General features: G+C 62.2%; 19 protein-coding genes. 18 read left to right on the top strand and 1 reads right to left on the bottom strand.

The window, feature by feature from the left end; all coding sequences use genetic code 11:
* Positions 1-130: 130 nt before the first annotated feature.
* Complete coding sequence (locus V5B59_RS25000) at positions 131-1,456, bottom strand: hypothetical protein (protein WP_332352470.1); 1,326 nt, start codon at positions 1,454-1,456, stop codon at positions 131-133.
* On the opposite strand from V5B59_RS25000, the gene V5B59_RS24995 reads away from it, so the two are divergent.
* The 18 genes from V5B59_RS24995 (at position 1,437) to V5B59_RS24910 (ending at position 21,068) form a co-directional block, all read left to right on the top strand.
* On the top strand, positions 1,437-1,910 hold the full coding sequence (locus tag V5B59_RS24995; protein WP_169072032.1) for a flagellar hook-length control protein FliK: 474 nt from the start codon (positions 1,437-1,439) through the stop codon (positions 1,908-1,910). The genes V5B59_RS25000 and V5B59_RS24995 overlap by 20 nt on opposite strands.
* Before the next feature lie 78 nt (positions 1,911-1,988).
* Positions 1,989-2,540, top strand: a complete 552-nt coding sequence (locus V5B59_RS24990) for a flagellar basal body-associated FliL family protein (RefSeq protein WP_169072031.1) — start codon at positions 1,989-1,991, stop codon at positions 2,538-2,540.
* A 6-nt stretch (positions 2,541-2,546) separates the two neighbouring features.
* Positions 2,547-3,551: a flagellar motor switch protein FliM gene (gene fliM, locus V5B59_RS24985; protein WP_034919146.1), complete on the top strand. Its 1,005-nt coding sequence runs from the start codon at positions 2,547-2,549 to the stop codon at positions 3,549-3,551.
* Positions 3,544-3,975: a flagellar motor switch protein FliN gene (gene fliN / locus V5B59_RS24980; protein WP_034919144.1), complete on the top strand. Its 432-nt coding sequence runs from the start codon at positions 3,544-3,546 to the stop codon at positions 3,973-3,975. The genes fliM and fliN overlap by 8 nt, the downstream gene beginning before the upstream one ends.
* 142 nt (positions 3,976-4,117) lie before the next feature.
* Positions 4,118-4,516: a flagellar biosynthetic protein FliO gene (gene fliO / locus V5B59_RS24975; RefSeq protein WP_288131208.1), complete on the top strand. Its 399-nt coding sequence runs from the start codon at positions 4,118-4,120 to the stop codon at positions 4,514-4,516.
* Positions 4,503-5,255 (top strand): flagellar type III secretion system pore protein FliP, encoded by a 753-nt coding sequence (gene fliP, locus V5B59_RS24970; RefSeq protein ID WP_332352469.1) that lies wholly within the window; start codon positions 4,503-4,505, stop codon positions 5,253-5,255. The genes fliO and fliP overlap by 14 nt, the downstream gene beginning before the upstream one ends.
* Positions 5,252-5,521, top strand: a complete 270-nt coding sequence (fliQ, locus tag V5B59_RS24965; RefSeq protein WP_169072028.1) for a flagellar biosynthesis protein FliQ — start codon at positions 5,252-5,254, stop codon at positions 5,519-5,521. Before fliP ends, fliQ begins: the two co-directional genes overlap by 4 nt.
* 7 nt (positions 5,522-5,528) lie before the next feature.
* Complete coding sequence (locus V5B59_RS24960; protein WP_332352468.1) at positions 5,529-6,113, top strand: flagellar biosynthetic protein FliR; 585 nt, start codon at positions 5,529-5,531, stop codon at positions 6,111-6,113.
* Positions 6,035-6,310 carry a flagellar biosynthetic protein FliR gene (locus V5B59_RS24955; RefSeq protein ID WP_332352488.1) on the top strand — a complete coding sequence of 92 codons (276 nt, stop codon included), beginning with the start codon at positions 6,035-6,037 and terminating at the stop codon, positions 6,308-6,310. The genes V5B59_RS24960 and V5B59_RS24955 overlap by 79 nt, the downstream gene beginning before the upstream one ends.
* Positions 6,311-6,440: 130 nt before the next feature.
* Positions 6,441-8,258, top strand: coding sequence for a flagellin (locus V5B59_RS24950; RefSeq protein ID WP_169072026.1), 1,818 nt, complete (start codon positions 6,441-6,443; stop codon positions 8,256-8,258).
* An 87-nt stretch (positions 8,259-8,345) separates the two neighbouring features.
* Positions 8,346-8,711, top strand: coding sequence for a flagellar protein FlaG (locus V5B59_RS24945; RefSeq protein ID WP_169072025.1), 366 nt, complete (start codon positions 8,346-8,348; stop codon positions 8,709-8,711).
* A 47-nt stretch (positions 8,712-8,758) separates the two neighbouring features.
* Complete coding sequence (fliD, locus tag V5B59_RS24940) at positions 8,759-10,498, top strand: flagellar filament capping protein FliD (protein ID WP_169072024.1); 1,740 nt, start codon at positions 8,759-8,761, stop codon at positions 10,496-10,498.
* A 22-nt stretch (positions 10,499-10,520) separates the two neighbouring features.
* Positions 10,521-10,934, top strand: a complete 414-nt coding sequence (gene fliS / locus V5B59_RS24935; RefSeq protein ID WP_169072023.1) for a flagellar export chaperone FliS — start codon at positions 10,521-10,523, stop codon at positions 10,932-10,934.
* Complete coding sequence (locus tag V5B59_RS24930) at positions 10,931-11,209, top strand: flagellar protein FliT (protein WP_034908662.1); 279 nt, start codon at positions 10,931-10,933, stop codon at positions 11,207-11,209. The genes fliS and V5B59_RS24930 overlap by 4 nt, the downstream gene beginning before the upstream one ends.
* Positions 11,210-11,352: 143 nt before the next feature.
* Complete coding sequence (locus tag V5B59_RS24925; RefSeq protein ID WP_332352467.1) at positions 11,353-13,107, top strand: flagellar hook-length control protein FliK; 1,755 nt, start codon at positions 11,353-11,355, stop codon at positions 13,105-13,107.
* Positions 13,108-13,411: 304 nt separating this feature from the next.
* On the top strand, positions 13,412-17,437 hold the full coding sequence (locus V5B59_RS24920) for a beta strand repeat-containing protein (protein WP_332352466.1): 4,026 nt from the start codon (positions 13,412-13,414) through the stop codon (positions 17,435-17,437).
* A 519-nt stretch (positions 17,438-17,956) separates the two neighbouring features.
* The gene (locus V5B59_RS24915) at positions 17,957-18,928 is read left to right on the top strand and encodes a transposase (RefSeq protein WP_332351565.1); all 972 of its coding nucleotides are present in this window, start codon (positions 17,957-17,959) and stop codon (positions 18,926-18,928) included.
* Positions 18,929-19,241: 313 nt separating this feature from the next.
* On the top strand, positions 19,242-21,068 hold the full coding sequence (locus tag V5B59_RS24910; RefSeq protein ID WP_308240126.1) for a tetratricopeptide repeat protein: 1,827 nt from the start codon (positions 19,242-19,244) through the stop codon (positions 21,066-21,068).
* Positions 21,069-21,088 lie beyond the last annotated feature (20 nt).

Below are 21,088 nucleotides of genomic sequence, written 5' to 3'. Positions count from 1 at the left end.
CGCCCATCCAGGAAATGTCCGTCGGAAGCGCAGGCACGCCTGCGACTGAGCACATGAACAGCGGCCTCGACTTTGCCAGCATGCTGCTCGGCCAGCCATTCGTCGCCGCCAAACCCTTGCCCGATGACGATCAGCCAGACAACAGCGAGCTGGCCATTGCCGACGCCGGCACGGCTGCGACTGCCACCGATCCACAATTCCTGGCGACTCTCGGCTTCCCGCCAGCGCAACAGCCAGGCAGTTCGGTGCTCGCAACAAACCCGGAGATCGACCCTTCCCGGTCGGTTCGCACAGAAGCACTGCTGCCATCGACCCCTACCAGAATCGCTCCAGAGACCCCGGAGATCAGAGCGCAGACCGGCGATGAGCGGCAGCCTGCGGCATCGACACCATTGGCCTCTGACGACAAACCGGCAAAATTTGCCGTTGCCGAATTCGCCGTACCTTCCGCCGTACCTTCCGCCGAGCCATCGGGGTGGAACACGCCCGAGCTGCGCAATCCGGCCAGCGGCCCGGGCACACTCGCAGCCTGGCCCTCCCCCAAACGATCCGGGTCGAACCAGCCCGAGCCGCCATTCGCTCCGGCCAGCGGCCCGGGCACACTCGCAGCCTGGCCCTCCCCCGAACGATCCGGGTCGAACGAGCCCGAGCCACCGTTCGCTCCGGCCAGCGGCCCGGGCACGCTCGCAGCCTGGCCCTCCAGCGAACGATCCGGGTCGAACCAGCCCGAGCCACCATTCGCTCCGGCCAGCAGCCCGGGCACGCTCACAGCCTGGCCCTCCTCCGAACGATCCGGGTCGAACCAGCCCGAGCCGCTATTCGCTCCGGCCAGCGGCCCGGGCACGCTCACAGCCTGGCCCTCCTCCGAACGATCCGGGTCGAACCAGCCCGAGCCACCGTTCGCTCCGGCCAGCGACCCGGGCACGCTCACAGCCTGGCCCTCCCCCGAACGATCCGGGTCGAGCCAGCCCGAGCCACCGTTCGCTCCGGCCAGCAGCCCGGGCACGCTCACAGCCTGGCCCTCCCCCGAACGATCCGGGTCGAACCAGCCCGAGCCGCCGTTCGCTCCGGCCAGCAGCCCGGACACGCTCGCAGCCTGGCCTTCCAGCGAACGATCCGGGTCGAGCCAGCCCGAGCCACCGTTCGCTCCGGCCAGCGGCCCGGGCACGCTCGCAGCCTGGTCCTCCTCCGAACGATCCGGGTCGAACCAGCCCGAGCCACCGTTCGCTCCGGCCAGCAGCCCGGACACGCTCGCAGCCTGGCCTTCCAGCGAACGATCCGGGTCGAGCCAGCCCGAGCCGCCGTTCGCTCCGGCCAGCAGCCCGGGCACGCTCGCAACCTGGCCCTCCCCCGAACGATCCGGGTCGAACCCGCCCGAGCCGCCATTCGCTCCGGCCAGCAGCCCGAGCACACTCGCAAGTTTGCCCGGCAACTTCGTGAGTGGTGCAGCACTCACCCACGACATCCCTCATCATCTTCAGACACCACTTCATGATCCGTCCTGGGCCAGCGATCTGGGTCAGAAGCTGTTGTGGTTTGCGAGCAACGAAAAGCAGCTCGCCCAACTGACCCTCCATCCACCACAGCTCGGGTCGATAGAGATCACCCTGAACCTGGACAAGGACGGCGCCAGCGCTCACTTTGTCTCGCTCAATGCCGATGTTCGTGGCGCCATCGAAACGGCAGTGCCGCGCCTGCGCGAGATGTTCGCCGGAACGGGAATTGCCCTCGGACAAGTCAGTGTCGGCAGCGAGTCGTTCCGTCAGCAGTCAGACGGGCAACCAGAGCCGCAGCACCGGCCCCGCCCGCTGGCCGATAACGCTATACTTGGCAGCGATTCGGTCAACGTCCTGTCGGGCAAGACCTTCGTCACGCAGCGTGGCCGCGGACTGATCGACATTTTTGCATAGCAACAGTCGTCCAGCCGGGCCGCAGCCAGCGTGTATCGGAATGGACCAGGCTGCAAAACCCAGGGAGAGAACTGCTGAATGGCCAAGGATGCAAAGCCCGCAAGCGAGGGCGTGGACGCCCCGCCAGCGAAGAACAGCAAGAAACTGTTGATCATCATCGTGGTCCTGGTGCTGGTACTCGGCATCGGCGGGGTAAGCGCCTTCCTCCTGTTGAGGCATTCCCCCGAGCAGGTCGACGATGACGGCGAAGTCGCCGTGGAAAAAGTCAAGCCGGTCAAGAAGAAGAAAGTCGACCGGAATGCAGCGCCAGTGTATATCGCACTCGATGCCTTTACCGTCAATCTCGTCCCGGAACGTGGTGACCAGTTCCTGCAACTGGTTCTGTCGGTCGAAGTCGACGATCCGCAGACAGGTGACCAGCTCAAAGCCTACATGCCGAAGCTGCGCAACGACCTGACCTTGCTGCTGTCGAGCAAGAAGGCCTCGGATTTGATCAGTACCGAAGGCAAGGAGAAGCTCGCGCGGGAGATCATGGAGAAAATGAACGGCGTTCTCGACCCTGCCGGCAAAGGGAAGAACCGTGAGGGGCCAATCAGGGAAGTGCTATTCACCTCGTTCATCATTCAATAAGCCGCAATGAGCGCCGATTTCCTCTCCCAGGATGAAGTCGACGCCCTGCTCAAGGGCGTCAGCGGCGAAGCCGACGAACCCGAGGCGGTTGATGAGGCTGGCGAGGGTCCCCGTCCCTACAATCTCGGGACGCAAGAGCGAATCGTCCGGGGGCGCATGCCGACGCTCGAACTGGTCAATGAGCGTTTTGCCCGTTACCTTCGCATCGGTCTTTTCAACTACATGCATCGCAGCGCCGAGATCTCGGTCGGCTCGATACGTGTACAAAAATACAGTGAATTCACCCGCAACCTGGTGGTACCGACCAACCTGAACCTGGTCGCCGCCAAGCCGCTGCGGGGTACGGCCTTGTTTGTCTTCGACCCCAGCCTGGTCTTTCTGGTGGTCGACAACATGTTCGGCGGCGATGGCCGCTTTCACACGCGCGTCGAAGGCCGGGATTTCACCGCGACCGAACAACGCATCATTCAGGGACTGCTGGGGGTCGTATTCAGCGAGTACACCCGCTCCTGGAAGCCGGTCTACCATCTCACCTTCGAGTACATCCGCTCCGAAATGAACTCGCAGTTCGCAAACATCGCCACACCGTCCGAGATCGTCATCGCAACGACCTTCTCGCTGGAATTCGGCGGCTCGAACGCGGACATGCACATCTGTTTCCCGTATTCGATGATCGAACCGATTCGCGACCTGCTGTACAGCGCCATGCAGAGCGATCAGCTATCCACCGACCGGCGCTGGATCATCATGTTGCGCAAGCAGTTGATCAATGCCGAAGTCGAAATTACGGCGCGACTGGCAACGCAAACGGTGAGCCTACGCGAGATTCTCACGATGAAAGTCGGCGATGTCATCCCTCTCGAAGTCCCCGATAAAATCGTCGCACTGGTCGACGACGTGCCCCTGATGGAATGCCGCTACGGTCAGCAGAGGGGGCAATACGCGCTCAAGATCGACCGCTTCATGGCTTCCGAGAACGCGGAGGCCCCTCTGGGAGAAAGCAATGGCTAAGGAAACAGACGATTTCGCGACTTCGGCAACCGACGACGCGGAAGATGACTGGGCGGCGGCGATGGCTGAGCAGGCCATGGCTGAAGCGGCACCAGCCGCCAGGGCGCAGCCCGCGAACATCTTCCCGAGTTTCGATGATTCGGACCACAAGACCTCGATGATGAACGAACTCGACATGATCCTGGACATTCCCGTCCAGATCGCTGTCGAACTCGGGCGCACCAAGATTACCATCAAGAACCTTCTGCAACTCGCACACGGTTCGGTCGTCGAACTGGATGCCATGGCAGGCGAACCGCTGAATGTCTTCGTCAATGGCACGCTGATTGCACAGGGCGAGGTGGTGGTGGTCAACGACAAGTTCGGCATTCGCCTGACCGATATCGTGACGCCCTCCGAACGGGCTCGCAAGATCGGACATTGAGCGTCTCTGCCGAGCAATTGCTGTCCGATCACGATGTTTTGACCTTCTCCCCACTTGCTTTAAGATAGTGAGCAGCACCACAGTCTGGCCGACCCACTTGATTCGACACTGCCAACCCATCTGTCTCGACGGCACCCACAGGGTGGGCCGTTTGCTGCTCGCACTGTTTTCGAGCAATGCCTGCGCGCAGGCTGCCGAGCCAGGCGTTTCAACAGGCATGCTGCTGCAGACCATTCTGGCTCTGGTCCTGGTCATCGGCGTTCTGTTTCTTGCTGCGTACTTGCTGCGCAAGCTCAATGGGGGTCGCGGATTCGGCAGCAGCGGTCCCCTGCGCGTCGTTGGCGGTCTGATGATTGGCACCCGCGAGCGTATCGTGCTCGTCGAGATCGGCGACACCTGGATCGTCGTCGGCCTCGTGCCAGGCCAGATCCGGACCCTGCACACGCTGCCGAAAGGCGACCTCAAACCTGCCGGCGATGGCGAGCGGCATTTTGCGCAGTGGCTGAAACAGATCACCGAGCGCAAGAATGAAGGCGGTTAAGCACCTCCCCTGGCTGCTTCTGCTCGCAATCGTCGCGCCAGGGGCTGCCTGGGCACAGGCCGGCGGGCTGCCGATGCTGACCAGCACGCCGGGTAGCGGTGGCAGCCAGACCTACACCTTGTCGATCCAGACCCTGCTGACGCTGACGGCACTCACTTTCCTGCCGGCTGCGCTGCTGATGATGACCAGCTTCACACGCATCATCATCGTCCTCTCGCTGCTACGGCAAGCACTGGGTACCCAGAACTCGCCGCCCAATCAGGTGCTGATCGGTCTCTCGCTGTTCCTGACCTTTTTCATCATGTCCCCGGTACTCGACACCGTCTACAGCGATGCCTATCTCCCATTGTCGGAGAACCGGATCAGCTACCTCGAAGCCATTGAGCGCGGGGCGGTGCCATTGCGCAAGTTCATGCTCAAACAGACCCGTGAGGCCGACATCGCCCTTTTCGCGCGCATGACCAAGACCGCGAACTTTGCGTCGGCCGACGACATTCCGATGCGCCTGCTGATCCCGGCTTTCATCACCAGCGAGCTGAAGACGGCCTTCCAGATCGGCTTCATCATCTTCATCCCGTTCCTGGTCGTCGACATGGTGGTTGCCAGCGTGCTGATGTCGATGGGCATGATGATGATGTCGCCGGTGCTGGTAGCGCTGCCCTTGAAGCTGATGCTGTTCGTTCTCGTCGATGGCTGGCATCTGCTGCTCGGCTCGCTGGTCGCGAGCTTTGCCACGTGACGCCCGAACTGGTCATGGATATCGGGCGCCAGGCGGTCGAGATGACCTTGCTGATGTCCGCGCCGCTGCTGCTGGCCGCGCTGGTGATCGGCCTGATCATCAGCATCTTTCAGGCGGCGACCCAGATCAACGAGCAGACCCTCTCCTTCATTCCCAAGCTGGTGGGCATGTTCCTGATCCTTCTGCTGGCCGGCCCGTGGATGCTGGAGATCATGGTCGATTATGTGCGGCGGCTGTTCGAGAGCATCCCGCTCCTGATCGGCTGAACGCCGCATGATCAGCCTGAGCGCTGCCGAGATCAACGCCTGGGTGGTGGCCTTCTTCTTCCCGCTGGCGCGCATCCTGGCCGTCTTCGCCGCGGCTCCGCCATTCGACCATCCTGCCCTGAGCACGCGGGTCCGACTGCTGCTCGGCCTGGCGATCAGCATCGCCATCGTTCCCGTACTGCCCGGCATGCCGCCGCTGGATCCGGCGTCGGGAAGCGGCCTGCTGATCCTGGCACAACAACTGCTCGTCGGATTTGCCATGGGTTTTGCCATCCGCCTCGTCTTCTCCGCGGTGGACATGGCGGGCAACCTGATCAGCCTGCAGATGGGTCTCGGCTTTGCCACCTTTTATAACCCGCAGACCGCCGGCCAGACCGCGGTCATTTCGGAATTCATGGGACTGCTGGCCTTGCTGGTGTTCCTGGCCATCAACGGCCACCTGATGCTGATTGCCACCCTGGCGCACAGCTTCACGGTGCTCCCCGTCAGCACCCAGGGGCTTGCAGCGGACTCCTGGGGAGACTGGCGAATGCAGGCGCGATCATCTTTTCCTCGGGGCTGCTCCTGGCGCTGCCCATCGTCGTCGCCTTGATGATCAGCAACCTCGCCCTGACGATTCTGAGCCGCGCCGCGCCGCAACTCAACCTGATGGCCATCGGCTTTCCGCTGACCATCGCGCTCGGATTCGCCGCCCTGATGGTCGGCCTGTCGTATCTGGGCGCCCCTCTGCAACAGTTGTTCGAATACGGTCTGGAGTCGATGCTCGGAAATTTGCATTCCGCCCGCTAAAGTTTTCCAGCAATGGGTCGTAAGAAAAATTGTCAGCGAAACAATCGCCACACAGGACGGGCCGGCAGACACCTCAAGAGGCAGATCACCGACAACCCGAATTCAATTCGACTCAGTCAGGAGAAGGAAAATGCCCCAACTCATCAACACCAACGTCGCGTCGTTGAACTCGCAACGCAGCCTCAACATGTCTCAAGCCTCGCTCTCCACCTCGCTGCAGCGCTTGTCCTCGGGACTGCGCATCAACAGCGCCAAGGACGACGCCGCCGGCCTCGCCATCTCGACGCGCATGAGTTCACAGATCACCGGCCTCAACCAGGCTTCGCGCAACGCCAACGACGGCATTTCGCTGGCGCAGACCGCTGAAGGCGGCCTGCAGAGCATCACCGACTCGCTACAGCGGATGCGCGAACTGTCGGTACAGGCCTCCAACGCCACCAATACCGCCACCGACCGCGCCGCCTTGCAACAGGAAGTCGACACGCTGGTGCAGCAGATCAATACCGTCGCTGGTCAGACCGCATTCAACGGCGTCAAGCTGCTCGACGGCACCTTCAACGCGCAGTCCTTCCAGGTCGGGGCGAACAGCGGCGAAGCACTGACGATCAGTTCGCTCGCCAGCGCCAAAGCCGATGCGCTGGGCGTCGGCACCACCTCCTCGTACAATGCAACCACCGCTGGCGCCACCAAAACGGGCTCCATCGCCAGTGGCGGCATTACCGTCAATGGTTATGGCATCGGACCAAGTGTGCGGGACGGTCTTTCCGCTGCGGGAAGCAACGATAGCGCCATCTCCAAAGCGGCAGCCTTCAACGCCGTGTCGGGCCAGACCGGAGTCACGGCCAAAGCGAGCGCCACCACGCTGACCGGCGCCGCGGACCCGGCACAGGTTGCCATTGCTGGCGATGGCACCGACTTCATTTACGTCAATAATGTCAAACTGGGGGCCATCGCAGCAGGATCAGACACCATCACCCAGGGCGCCAACATCGCTGCCGCATTCAATGCCGTTGCCAACCAGAGCGGCGTCACCGCCACTTTCAGCACCTCGACGGGCGCGGTCTCGCTGACCGCTGCCGATGGCCGCAACATCAGCCTGATCGGCCGTGGTACAGGTGCTGATGTCACGAACACCGGTTTGACCATCGGCGACGATGGCGGCACTAACAGCCACATCGCCGCCGCCGGCGCCGCCGCCGTGGGTACCCTGGCTGCCGGAGATCTGACGATCAATGGCTACGATATTGGCGCAGTTGCCGCCGGAATCGACGCCACAACTCAAGGGGACAACGTCGCCGCCGCGATCAATGCACTGACCAGCAAGACCGGCGTGACGGCAACCACTGATGGCGCTGGCACCCTGACCTTGTCGGCCGGCGAGGGACAAGCCATCAGCATCAGTGGCAACTTTGCGCACGCAACCGCTACGGCAACCACCACCGGCTTCAGCGCAGATCAACTCGGCGCAGGCGCCGACGAAGCCGCCAATGCCGCATCTTCCAATGCCGTCATTACGCGAGGCAACATCACGCTAAGCTCGACGGCGAGTGCCGGCATCACCCTGAGTGGTTCCGACATCGCACGCTCCGGACTGAGTTCATCCTATACGGCTGCCACGGCCACATTTGGCGCCGGCATCGCCAGCGTTGATCTGAGCACCGCCACCGGCGCGCAGAACGCCATTGCGACGATCGACTCGGCGCTGGCCAACATCAACTCGAGTCGAGCCAACCTCGGTGCGCTGCAGAACCGCTTCGCCAGCGTCGTCAGCAATCTGGCGACCACCTCGGAAAACCTGACGGCCTCACGCAGCCGCATTCTCGACGCCGACTTTGCTGCCGAGACCGCCAACCTGAGCCGTGGGCAGATCATGCAGCAGGCCGGTACGGCGATGCTGGCGCAGGCCAACTCGCTGCCGCAGGGTGTGCTCTCGCTGCTGCGCGGCTAAGCAAACGCCGTCAAATAGCGCTAAGATCAGGGGCGCGGTCGTGATCCGGCGGTCGCGCCCTGGCGTCTGTTCCCTAAGGAGTCCGAGATGAACATCCAATCCACTGCCGCTTCACTACCCCCCCAGGCCAATCTGGTCGTCGTCAGCCCTGCGGCACGCGACGTCAAGACAGCGGGCGAAACCAGAACCACCGACCCCACACTGACCCTGCTGCCAGTGCAGCCCCCCGACCGGACGCAGCTTGAAGCGGCCACCCAGAGCGTTCGCGATTTTGTCAAGCCGATCAATGACAATCTGGAATTCAGCGTGGACGGAGATTCCGGGCAACTGGTGGTCAAAATCATCGACAGCGCCACCAAGGAAGTGATCCGCCAGGTGCCTTCGCAGGAGATGCTGGCCATTGCCAAGGCTCTCGACAGCATCAAGGGTTTGTTTGTCAAACAGTCGGCCTGACCGCTTCCTCGCTCGCAGTTCGCAGCGCACGGCTGCAGGAGAATACCATGGCGGTTTCGTCACCGGGCCTTGGCTCGAACCTCGATGTAAACAGCATCGTCAGCCAGTTGATGGCGGTGGAAAAACGACCGCTGACCGTTCTGGCACAGAAGCAGGCCGGCTTTCAGGCCAAGATCTCGGCGCTCGGATCGCTGCAGGGAACGATTTCGGCGATGCAAACGGCGGCAGGGAATCTGGTACCCGTCAGTGGCACGACGGCGGCGCAGAAATTCACGGTTTTGAGAACGTCTGTGGCCGACACGACGATCGCTTCGGCCACCACGACATCGAGCGCGGTAGCCGGCACCTACAGCCTGGCAGTGACCCAACTTGCCACGCAGCACAGCATCGCTACTCCCGGCGGAGCCAGTTCGCCATTTTCAGGGACCAACGGAACCCTCTCGGACGGCGGTACGCTAACCCTTGCGCTCGGCACAGCGGACGGCGTCACCGTGAGCAAGACGACCGACATCACCATCGCGGATGACGCCACGCCGGAGGCCATCCGCGACGCGATCAACGCCGCCAACGCCGGTGTTGCGGCGCTGGTGATCAACGGTACCGATGGCAAGCAACTGCTGTTGACCAGCGACACCGCCGGCAGCAACCAGGTCATCCAGATTTCTGGAAGTACGGGCTTGTCCTACGTAGCTCCAGAGGCCAGACACCACAGCGTCAGCACGGACAGCGGCGTATTTTCCGGGGTCGGTGGCACCCTGCCGGTCAGCGGCACGCTGACCATCAATCTCGGCGACAGCGACGGTTCCAATACCAACAAGACCACGGATGTCCCCATCGCCGCCGACTCCACCCCGGAAATGATGCGCGACGCAATCAACAGCGCCAGCACAGGCGTGACGGCGAAGGTCATCGACGGCACCTCCGGTAAGCAGCTCGTGTTGACCAGTAACACCGGCGGCAGCAACCAGTTCATCGAATTGTCGGGGAGCGCCGCCCCTGCCAACACCCGCTCGGATCCGGTCGAGCCGGTGGATACCTTTACCCAGACGCACGCCGCGCTCGGCGCCACCTTCACACTGAATGGCGTTGCGGTGTCGTCCGCCACCAACACCGTGACGACGGCGATCGACGGCATCACCCTGAATCTGCTGAAAGGCCCGGAAGCGCCCGCGACCTCGCTCAGCACCACGCTGACGATCAGCAAGGACAATACCAGCCTGACCACCGGCGTCAACGCGCTGGTCAAGGCGATCAACGATTTCCAGAACACCGCCAGGAATCTCGGCAGTTACGATGCAGCCAGCAAGAAAGCTGGTACGCTCAACGGCGACAGCACGCTGCGGACGGTACAGAATTCCTTCCGCAGCGCACTTGGCGAGGTCCCCTCCGCACTCGCCGGCGCCAGCCTGCAACGTCTGTCGGACATCGGTGTCAGCCTGCAGAAGGACGGCACGCTGACCGTCGATGCCGCCAAACTGAGCACGGCAATCGGCAAGGATCTCAACGGCGTCGCCAACCTGGTCGCCGCCTACGGCAGCGCGGTCAAGAGCGTTGCCGACGGACTGGTCGGTAGCGGTGGCCTGATTGCCGCCCGCAGCGACGGACTCAATTCGTCGATCAGCAACCTCGGCAAGCAATCGACGGTGATATCGGATCGGCTGGTCCAGATCGAAGCGCGCTATCGCAAGCAATTCACCTCACTCGACACGCTCATCGCAGGAATGACCACGACCAGCAATTTCCTGACGCAACAACTCGCCAACCTGCCCAAGTACAGTAGTAGTTAGTTCCATCCACCAGGAGTCCGCAATGTTCGGCAATGCACGCAACGCGATTTCAGCCTATCAGAAGGTAGGTATCGATGCAGCCATCGAAGTGGCCGACCCGTACCGGCTGATTCTGCTGCTCTTCGCCGGCGCCCAGGCCGCCATCGGCAAGGCCCGCGCCGCCATGCAGCAACAACAGATCGCCGCCAAGGGGGAAGCCATTTCCAAAGCCATCGACATCATCGGCAACGGCCTCAAGGTCAGCCTCGACCTGGAACAGGGCGGCGAACTCGCCGAGCGCCTCCATGCCCTTTACGACTACATGGTGCTGCGCCTGCTGCGCGCCAACCTCGACAACGATCTGCGCGCGCTCGAGGAAGTCGCTGCCCTGCTCGAAGAGATTCATGGTGCCTGGCGAGAAATTTCACCCCAGGCGCAGCAAAGAGCCGTCGCATGAGTTCTTCGCTGAGCGCACTCGAGCACCTGCTGGCGCTTGCCGAGGCGATGCTCAGCGCTGCCGAAGACGGTGACTGGGAATTGCTGGCCAGGCACGAGGCCGCACGCCGGGCCCTGACCGACAGCCTGCCAAGCAACTTGACAAGCCAGCTCGCACCCGCGGAGGCCGTGCGCGCGCGCACGCTGATCGGGAATTGCCAGCGCTGCGATGCGCGCATCCGCCCGCTGGTCGAGGCCCGCTTGAACGAACTGCGCGTCGTCCTGCGAGAAGTTTGAGCGACTTTCACATTAACGGCCATGACTTTTCGAGATACATCCGATCAAGAAAGTCATGACCGTTTCCCTCTCCCCCAGCCCCTCCCCCGCGAGGGGGAAGGGGAGATTCGTGAGTCGCTGACGCGACTTTCATATTAACGGCCATGATCCGCCCCGACGTCGCCAACCGCCTGCAGCCGACTGCCGATCTCGCCCTGCGGCCGACGCCGCCGGGACAGGAGATTACCGACAAACTTTCCGGCCTCGTCGTCGGACAGCGCTTGTTGGCTGAAATCCAGTCGCTGCTGCCCAACGGCTCCTACCGCGCGCTGATCAACCAGCGCAGCGTCACCCTCGCCCTGCCCTTTGCCGCCAGGAGCGGTGACGCGATCGAGCTGGAGGTCGCCGAGAGCAACGGCAAGCTGACTCTGGCGGTGCTGGCAAAAACGGTATCCGACAGCGGCCAGCGGGGCGTCGAAGCGGCCGCCACCAGTCTGAGCCGCACCGGGCAACTGATCAGCGATCTGCTTGGCGGCGCTCGCAACGCCGGCCCCGTGGCGCTGCCGCTCAACGGCAATCAGCCGATCGCCGCCCGCCCACCGGCCAACGCCCAGGAGCTGCTGCCGCTGCTCAAGCAGGCGATCAGCGAGAGCGGCATGTTTTACGAATCGCATCAGGCGGAATGGGTCGAGGGCCGCTACAGCAAGGCGCAATTGCTGCAGGAGCCACAGGGCAAGCTGCTTCCCCTGGTGGCAATGCAGCAAGCAGCCGTTCCCCGGCTGGCGGCCACCCTGATCGCGACCGCGCAGGAATCGTCCCCGGCCAGCGAAGCTCGCGGCATCACAGGCGCCGCCGGAGAGGCCACGCAGGCCAGGCCGGCAGACCCGAACGTCGCCATCAGCCAGTCAACGCCCCTGCTGCAGGAAGCGCAGGGGAAACTGGCTCCCCTGATCGCGACCGCGCAGGAATCGTCCCCGGCCAGCGAAGCTCGCGGCATCACAGGCGCCGCCGGAGAGGCCACGCAGGCCAGGCCGGCAGACCCGAACGTCGCCATCAGCCAGTCAACGCCCCTGCTGCAGGAAGCGCAGGGGAAACTGGCTCCCCTGGTGGCCGCACCACCAGATACGGCTCCCCAGGTCACGGCTGCACAGGAATCGTCCCTGGCAGAAGAATCCCGTGGCATGACAGACACCGTCGCCGAGGCGACGCAAGCGCAGACCAGACCGGTAGCCCCGAACCTCGCCACCAGCCAGTCGGCGACTCTGCTGCAGGAACCAAAGGGAATACCGGCTCCCGGGCTGGCCGAGCAGCAAGTAACGGCGCCCCGGCTTGCGACCACCCCGATCGTGAACGTGCAGGAATCACCCCAGGCTGCCGAGCCACTCGCCGTGTCAGACACCGCCGTGGAGGCCACCCAGGCCAAGCCGGCAGATTTGAACCCTGCTACCAGACAGTCGGCCCAGTCTTCCCAAACTCCCCAGCCCCCTCCATCCGCACCGCCTTCCCAGCCCGTCGCCCCGCAGGCACAGACAATCGTCCAGCAGCAACTCGAAGCCTTCGCCACCCAGAATTTTTCATGGCAGGGACAAGTCTGGCCCGGTCAGCAAATTCAGTGGGAGATCGCCAACGAGATCGGTCGCCGTGAAAACAGGGGCGGCGGCGGCGCTGACTCCGGCGACAGCGCCGAACAGTGGCAGACACGGCTGCGTCTGACGCTTCCCCAACTCGGCGAGGTCGATGCCCGACTGCACATCCAGGGTAAGCAGATCACGCTGGCCGTGATCGCCCCCGACGCCGAGACCCGCGCACGCTTGCGCAGCGACGCCGCCACCCTGCGCAGCCAGTTCGAGCAGGCCGGCCTGGACCTCGCGTCACTGGGAATCACCGCGCCACCAGCGAATATCCAGCCCGGTCCATGAGCAGCGGCAAACGCCGTCGCAGCACACGATGCGAAGCCGGAAGCAGGCCAATCATGACCAGACAGGCTCGGCCTCCTGCTTCTGGCCGGCGTGGGAAACCCTGCGCGGCCAATGTTCGGGCGCGGGCAAAAAAGACTGAATCCGTGAAATAGTTGGCTAAAGTTTTCCTGACGCAAGCCGATGATGTAATCGTCTGACGCGTTTCGATGTGCTCGACCGGCATCCGAAAAAACGCCCTTGCGCATTAATTTAATTTACTTTCGAGGCTTTTTTCAGGGCAAGAAAAGTCTCCGAGGAAGAATAGATGTCAATCATTTCGTCCCTTACGACCACGCAGATCAGTACTCTGGATGCCGGGCAAATCGCCGCACTCACGACCAGCGAAATTCGGGAGCTCTCCACCAGCCAGATCGCCGCCGGCCTCAGCACTGCCCAGATCGTGGCGATGACCACCGCGCAAGTCGCTGCACTCACCACCGATCAGCTGGTCAATGGCCTCACCACCGCCCAACTGGCGGCGATGGAAACCGCCGATGTCGCGGCACTCAAGAGCAGCCAGGTCGCCGCCCTCACCACCACTCAGATCGCCAACCTCGGCACCAGCCAGATCGTCGCGCTGACCTCGTCGCAGGTCGCCGCGCTCACCACCAATCAGCTCATCAACGGCCTCACCACCAACCAGCTGACGGTCCTGGAAACCCGTGATGTGGCAGCACTCAAGACTGTCCAGGTGGCCGCGCTCACCAGCAGCCAGATCGCCATCGTCTTTGGCAGCAGCCAGATCGCTGCGATCAGAACGGCCCAGGTCGCCGCCCTCACCACCGCCCAGATCGCCGGTCTCGGCACCGCCCAGATCGCCGCGCTGACCTCGGCGCAGATCCCCGCATTCACCACCAATCAGCTGGTCAATGGCCTCACCACCGCCCAACTGGCGGCGATGGAAACCGCCGATGTCGCGGCACTCAAGAGCAGCCAGGTCGCCGCCCTCACCACCACTCAGATCGCCAACCTCGGCACCAGCCAGATCGTCGCGCTGACCTCGTCGCAGGTCGCCGCCCTCACCACCAATCAGCTCATCAACGGCCTCACCACCAACCAGCTGACGGTCCTGGAAACCCGTGATGTGGCAGCACTCAAGACTGTCCAGGTGGCCGCGCTCAGCAGCAGCCAGATCGCCATCGTCTTTGGCAGCAGCCAGATCGCTGCGATCAGGACGGCCCAGGTCGCCGCCCTCACCACCGCCCAGATCGCTGGTCTCGGCACCGCCCAGATCGCCGCGCTGACCTCGGCGCAGATCCCCGCATTCACCACCAATCAGCTCGTCAATGGCCTCACCACCGCCCAACTGGCGGCGATGGAAACCGCCGATGTCGCGGCACTCAAGAGCAGCCAGGTCGCCGCCCTCACCACCACTCAGATCGCCAACCTCGGCACCAGCCAGATCGTCGCACTGACCTCGTCGCAGGTCGCCGCCCTCACCACCAATCAGCTCATCAACGGCCTCACCACCAACCAGCTGACGGTCCTGGAAACCCGTGATGTGGCAGCACTCAAGACCGTCCAGGTGGCCGCGCTCACCAGCAGCCAGATCGCCATCGTCTTTGGCAGCAGCCAGATCGCTGCGATCAGGACGGCCCAGGTCGCCGCCCTCACCACCGCCCAGATCGCTGGTCTCGGCACCGCCCAGATCGCCGCGCTGACCTCGGCGCAGATCCCCGCATTCACCACCAATCAGCTCGTCAATGGCCTCACCACCGCCCAACTGGCGGCGATGGAAACCGCCGATGTCGCGGCACTCAAGAGCAGCCAGGTCGCCGCCCTCACCACCACTCAGATCGCCAACCTCGGCACCAGCCAGATCGTCGCGCTGACCTCGTCGCAGGTCGCCGCGCTCACCACCAATCAGCTCATCAACGGCCTCACCACCAACCAGCTGACGGTCCTGGAAACCCGTGATGTGGCAGCACTCAAGACTGTCCAGGTGGCCGCGCTCACCAGCAGCCAGATCGCCATCGTCTTTGGCAGCAGCCAGATCGCTGCGATCAGAACGGCCCAGGTCGCCGCCCTCACCACCGCCCAGATCGCCGGTCTCGGCACCGCCCAGATCGCCGCGCTGACCTCGGCGCAGATCCCCGCATTCACCACCAATCAGCTGGTCAATGGCCTCACCACCGCTCAGCTAGCGGCGATGGAAACCGCCGATGTCGCGGCACTCAAGAGCAGTCAGGTCGCCGCCCTCACCACCACTCAGATCGCCAACCTCGGCACCAGCCAGATCGTCGCGCTGACCTCGTCGCAGGTCGCCGCGCTCACCACCAATCAGCTCATCAATGGCCTCACCACCAACCAGCTGACGGCCCTGGAAACCCGCGATGTCGCGGCACTCAAGACCAGCCAGCTGGTCGCGCTCAGCAGCAGCCAGATCGCCATCGTCCTTGGCAGCAGCCAGATCGCGGGAATCAGCACGTCGCAGGTCGCTGCCCTGACCACTGCCCAGGTCGCCGGTCTCGGCACCGCCCAGATCGTCGCGCTGACCACGGCGCAGGTCCGCGCACTGACCACTAATCAGCTCGTCAACGGCCTCAGCAGCACCCAACTGCAAGCCATCGAGGCGACTGATGTCGCGGCACTCAAGAGCAGCCAGATCGCCGCCCTTGCCACCAGTCAGATCGCCAACCTCGGCACCTCCCAGTTCGCAGCCCTGACTTCCTCACAGATCGGCGCACTCACCGTCAATCAGATTGCCAACGGCCTCACCACCAACCAGCTAAGCACCATGGATGCCACCGATGTCTCAGCATTCAAGACCAGCCAGGTAGCCGCGCTCTCCAGCAGTCAGATCGCCATCGTCCTGCGCACCAGCCAGATCGCAGGGATCGGCACGTCGCAGGTCGCCGCACTCACCACATCCCAGGTGGCCAGTCTCGACACCGCCCAGGTGGTCGCTCTGACCACGGCGCAGGTCGCCGCACTGACCACCAATCAGCTCGTCAACGGCCTCACCACCACCCAGCTGCAAGCGATCGAGGCGACTGATGTCGCGGCACTGAGGACCAGCCAGATCGCTGCCCTCGCCAACAGTCAGATCGCCAACCTTGGCACCGCCCAGGTGGTGGCGCTGACCACGACCCAGGTCGGCGCGCTCACCGCCACCCAGATCGCCAGCGGTCTCACCACGGCCCAAGTGAGAGCGATGGAAGCCGCCGATATCGCAGCTCTGCGAACCAGCCAGATCGTCGCGCTGACCACAGCGCAGGTTGCCGCACTGACGGTCACCCAGATCGCCAGCGGCCTCACCACTGCCCAGGTGAAGGCCATGGAAGCCGCTGATGTCGCAGCACTCGGTACCACCCAGCTCGCCGCACTCACCGCCGCTCAGGTTCCCGTCCTGACCCTCAGCCAGCTCGCTGCCATGAGCACGGCTCAGACCTATGCCCTCAAGGGGATGTTCCTGACGACCACGCAAACCGCCGCCCTGACCACGGCACAGGTCAACTCCGCTTCCACGCCGCTGATTCTTGACCTCAACGAAGATGGCAAACTGTCGCAGAGCATTTCTTCGGGCGTTCAGTTCGACCTGTTGGCGACCGGCAACAAGATTCATACCGGCTGGGTTGCCAGTGGTGACGGCCTCCTGGTCATGGACCGCAATGGCGACGGAACCATCAACGACGGCGGTGAATTGTTTGGATCTTCGGTCACGCTGGCCAACGGCGAAAAGGCTGCAGACGGCTATGTCGCCCTGAATGAAATGGACAGCAATGCCGACGGCGTCATCAGTTCGGCAGACGCTCATTGGTCGGAGCTAGCGGTTTGGGTGGACGGCAATTCGGACGGGATCAGCCAGGCGGGTGAACTGCGCTCCCTCGAGTCGCTGGAAATAGTCAAACTCGATCTGCAAGCGACGAGAACTGCGGTGATGGATGCGGGCAATATCGTCGGACTGATTTCCAGTTACCAGACCGTTGATGGGGCAAATCACGGGATGGCCGACGTCTGGTTCGCGACCGACGGCAACGCCGCAAGCCAGGCAGCGCCGCCCACCATTGCGGCAGCGGCGGTGGATCTCAGAGCGAATGTGGGCAACCTGCTGCAGGCCATCTCCTCATTCAACACAGAACAGGCAGCGCCCGACCCGAACGCCCTGGGTACCAGCCTCCTGCCTCAACTCGCCCCGCAGGCAAGCATTGCGGCCTTGTTGCAGCAATACGACCCGAACGGCAATCCGTTCGGTGCCTCCCAGGCTTCACAGACGGTGGCGACCAACTCGCTGACCAATCCGCCAAGCCTGGATGCGATCACCAAGGGCATGCTCGCGACAGGTAATTAAGCAGCGGTTCAGCCATGCAGCGGGGCCTCCTCGGCCCCGCTTCCTTTTACTATGAAAGTCGCGAGCGACTCTCGAATCTCCCCTTGTATGCTTCGTTTTGTGGTTTTTCGTTCGTTCAAGAGAGGAGATGAAGTCATGGCTGGAAGGGTGTCAAGAGGACCGTGGAATAAATGCGAGAGAGGTATTTTTCTCTTGCGTTTATGCCGCGAAAGCCTCTTGACATCCTGTAAGCCAAGTACACTTGAGGCAGGGGCTGGGGAGGGGTTGATCATCCCCGGCCGCTGCCTCACGGCGAGTGCGGGGTTTGGGGCAGAGCCCCAAGGTTTAGGTCGTAGAGTGCCACGGAGGTGTGGTGGAAACGAGTTCGGAAGGCGACGCACAGCCCGACGCCCCTCTGGGACATCAAGCCCGTGGGAGAGCACTTGGCGTGCATTGTCAGCCGTTTGTCTGAATACCGAACAGTTGCTGGTTGGCACGTGCCGGAAAGCCGTGACCACGTATTTGCAAGGATGGCTATAGATGAACGCTTCTGAATCAACGTTTGTGGGTATTGACGTTTCCAAAGACACGCTGGAGATCGCTTTAGACGACCAATCAAAAACCCAATGCATTGCCAATGCTGACGCTGATATAGCGGCGTTGGTCAAAGAGCTCGTTCCACGTTCTGAGGAGATTGGGGCGATCGTATTGGAGGCCACGGGAGGCTTCGAGCGCCAGGTGGCGGCGGCACTCTGTGCGGCCGGGCTGCCGGTGATGGTGGTCAATCCGAGGCAGGCGCGAGACTTTGCCAAATCCATGGGATACCTTTCCAAGACGGACGCCATTGATGCGCGAGTCCTGTCGCACTTTGCGCGGACACTGCACCAATCGGCGCAGCGGGAACGGCTGTTGATGAAACTGCCCGATGCCAACCAGGAGGCGTTGGAAGCCTTGCTTGTACGCCACAACCAGCTCATTGGCATGCGCGTGGCGGAAGGAAACCGATTGGCCCTGAGCCATGGTTCGCAACACAAGAGCATCAAGGCAGTCCTCAAAATACTGGATCGACAGATCGTGGCGGTTGATAAAAGCATGGCTGGCATGCTGAAAGAGCATTTTGCCGAGAAGCTCGCTTTGTTCAAAGGCTTCAAAGGGGTCGGACCGTGTACGCAAGCGAGTCTGATGGGGGCATTGCCTGAGTTGGGCCAACTCACCCATGCGCAGATTGGCAAGTTGGTCGGAGTCGCTCCATTAAACGCGGACAGTGGTCGCCACAAGGGTAAGCGCATCACCTGGGGTGGTCGAGCGACGGTCCGTACCGCTTTATACATGGCGGCCTTAAGTGCCATACGTTACAACCCCGTCATCAAGACCTTTTATGAACGTTTGCTTGCTAACGGAAAACTCAAAAAAGTCGCGCTGGTCGCTTGCATGCACAAGATGCTGACGATCATGAACGCCATAGTCAAATCGGGTATTCCGTGGAATCCAGAGCATGCAAAATGCGCCTAAAAAAGCTTGACTGGGAACACAGTTGCTCTCCCCTCGCGGGAGAGGGCTCGAGGGAGAGGGGAAACGGTCATGACCGTTTGGCTGAAGATGTCCCATGCCATCCTGGACAGTCTTTCGATTGATCGCAAGCTGCGCGTGCAGAATCCGTCTGTCGCCTGATCTACAGCAAACGTACCGCTTGAACGGATGATTTTGTTCAATTATTACAATCAGTTATGATTATCCTGCAAAGATCGCCGAGGCCAGTTTTCAGGATATAATCCAGGCTCGTTGTGACAGTGGATTCGGGACGGCGGCCTTGAGGGGAGTGGTAGTGCGCGACGATGTATTTGTTTCTCTGCTGATGCAGGCATGGAACGGGCAACTCGAACTGCTGCAACTCATCGACCAGTGCAGCAAACTGGAGCAAGAGCAGCGCGCTCCTCTGGCAGCGATCCTCTACCAGACCTGGCTCAAGAGAACCCCTTCAACCCACGCCCATGCGGCGTACTTCAACCTCGGCGCGACGTTGTCGAATCTCGGGGATCTGGCGGCTTCTGAAGAGGCTTACCGGCAGGCGATCGCCCTGTCTCCTGGCTTCATTCAGCCTCGACTCAACCTTGGGCTGGTCCTTGAGCGCCGGGGCCTGCTGGACCAGGCGGTCGAAGAGTGGCTGTGGGTTGAGCGCAATGTTCCCGCCGACACGGATGAATACCAGGCCTTCCTGCTGCTTGCCCTGAACAATCTTGGCCGGGTGCTGGAGATCAAAAAAGAATATCGGGATGCCACGGACTATCTCGACAGGAGTCTGTCGATCGATCCCACCCAGGCGGATGTACTCCACCACTGGGTATTTCTGCGCATGAAACAATGCTGTTGGCCAGTTTATCGACGCACCGGCAAGGTCAGCCCGGAACTGATGGAGAATTCCACCTCCGCCCTGGCCATGCTTGCGATGACCGATGATCCTGCGGTACAACTGGCCGCCTCGCGACGCTACGCGGACAAGAAGGTACTCAAGGATCTGCCATCCCTCGCCAAGCCTGGCGGCTACGGACACCGGAAAATCCGCATCGGCTATTGCTCCTCGGATTTCTGCCTGCATCCGGTCGCGATGCTGATGGTGGAGATGTTCGAATCTCATGACCGAGAGAAATTCGAGGTCTACGCGTATTGCTGGAGCCCGGAGGATGGCTCGGAAGTGCGCAGGCGGGTGATTGCCGCCATGGATCACTTCCAACGTATCGATCAACTCGGCGACGAGGAAGCGGCTTGCCTGATTCGGGAACACGAGATCGATATTCTGGTGGACCTGCAGGGCCAGACTGCCGGTGCCCGAATGAACATGCTGGCCTACCGGCCGGCGCCAATCCAGATCACCTATCTCGGCCTGCCGGCCACCACCGGCCTCCCGTTCATCGACTACGTCATTGCCGACCGCTTCCTCATCCCCGAAGAGGAAGCCCGCTACTATTCCGAAAAACCCCTCTATATGCCTGACATCTACCAGGTCAGCGACCGCAAGCGGGCGCTGGGTCCCTCCCCTAGCCGGGCGAGCTGCGGGCTGCCGGAAGACTGCTTTGTGTACTGCTCATTCAACAACAACTTCAAGTTCACCCCCGAAATGTTCAGCATCTGGATGAACATCCTGCGCCGCGTGTCCGGCAGCGTTTTGTGGTTACTGGCCGACAATCCCTGGGCCGAAGAAAACCTGCGTCAGGAAGCCATCAATCAGGGCATCGAACCCTCCCGTCTGATCTTCACCGAGCGGGTTGCCCCGGAAAACTATCTGGCTCGCTACCAGATTGCGGACCTGTTCCTTGACACCTTCCCATTCAATGCCGGCACGACCGCCAACGACGCCCTATGGATGGGCTTGCCCGTCCTGACCCGGAGTGGACGTACCTTTGCGTCCCGGATGGCCGGTGCCCTGCTGACCGCCGCCAATCTGGGAGAACTCATCACCTACCAGCTCAATGACTATGAAGAAAAGGCGGTTGCCCTGGGTCATCGTCGAACTGAATGCCAACGGATGCGGGCACACCTGATCAGGGAGCGCACTCAGGGAGTGCTGTTCGATACCCCCTTGTTCGTACGCAATCTGGAAAGCCGGTTGTTGGAATTGACCATGCATCCACCGGCAACTTCATCGCCAATGTGAAGCAAATTCAGCCCCCTTGA

This window comes from Candidatus Accumulibacter contiguus (assembly GCF_036625285.1).
GTDB lineage: Bacteria > Pseudomonadota > Gammaproteobacteria > Burkholderiales > Rhodocyclaceae > Accumulibacter > Accumulibacter contiguus.
The sequence above is the reverse complement of the archived record's forward strand: the minus strand, read 5'-3'. Positions and strand labels throughout refer to the sequence as shown.

Coding starts and splice junctions, on each gene's coding strand:
- V5B59_RS24915 (WP_332351565.1), top strand. CDS start 17,957: ATGAACGCTTCTGAATCAACGTTTGTGGGTATTGACGTTTCCAAAGAC.
- V5B59_RS24960 (WP_332352468.1), top strand. CDS start 5,529: ATGATCAGCCTGAGCGCTGCCGAGATCAACGCCTGGGTGGTGGCCTTC.
- fliM (WP_034919146.1), top strand. CDS start 2,547: ATGAGCGCCGATTTCCTCTCCCAGGATGAAGTCGACGCCCTGCTCAAG.
- fliS (WP_169072023.1), top strand. CDS start 10,521: ATGTTCGGCAATGCACGCAACGCGATTTCAGCCTATCAGAAGGTAGGT.
- fliN (WP_034919144.1), top strand. CDS start 3,544: ATGGCTAAGGAAACAGACGATTTCGCGACTTCGGCAACCGACGACGCG.
- V5B59_RS24920 (WP_332352466.1), top strand. CDS start 13,412: ATGTCAATCATTTCGTCCCTTACGACCACGCAGATCAGTACTCTGGAT.
- fliD (WP_169072024.1), top strand. CDS start 8,759: ATGGCGGTTTCGTCACCGGGCCTTGGCTCGAACCTCGATGTAAACAGC.
- V5B59_RS24990 (WP_169072031.1), top strand. CDS start 1,989: ATGGCCAAGGATGCAAAGCCCGCAAGCGAGGGCGTGGACGCCCCGCCA.
- V5B59_RS24950 (WP_169072026.1), top strand. CDS start 6,441: ATGCCCCAACTCATCAACACCAACGTCGCGTCGTTGAACTCGCAACGC.
- V5B59_RS24925 (WP_332352467.1), top strand. CDS start 11,353: ATGATCCGCCCCGACGTCGCCAACCGCCTGCAGCCGACTGCCGATCTC.
- V5B59_RS24930 (WP_034908662.1), top strand. CDS start 10,931: ATGAGTTCTTCGCTGAGCGCACTCGAGCACCTGCTGGCGCTTGCCGAG.
- V5B59_RS24945 (WP_169072025.1), top strand. CDS start 8,346: ATGAACATCCAATCCACTGCCGCTTCACTACCCCCCCAGGCCAATCTG.
- fliP (WP_332352469.1), top strand. CDS start 4,503: ATGAAGGCGGTTAAGCACCTCCCCTGGCTGCTTCTGCTCGCAATCGTC.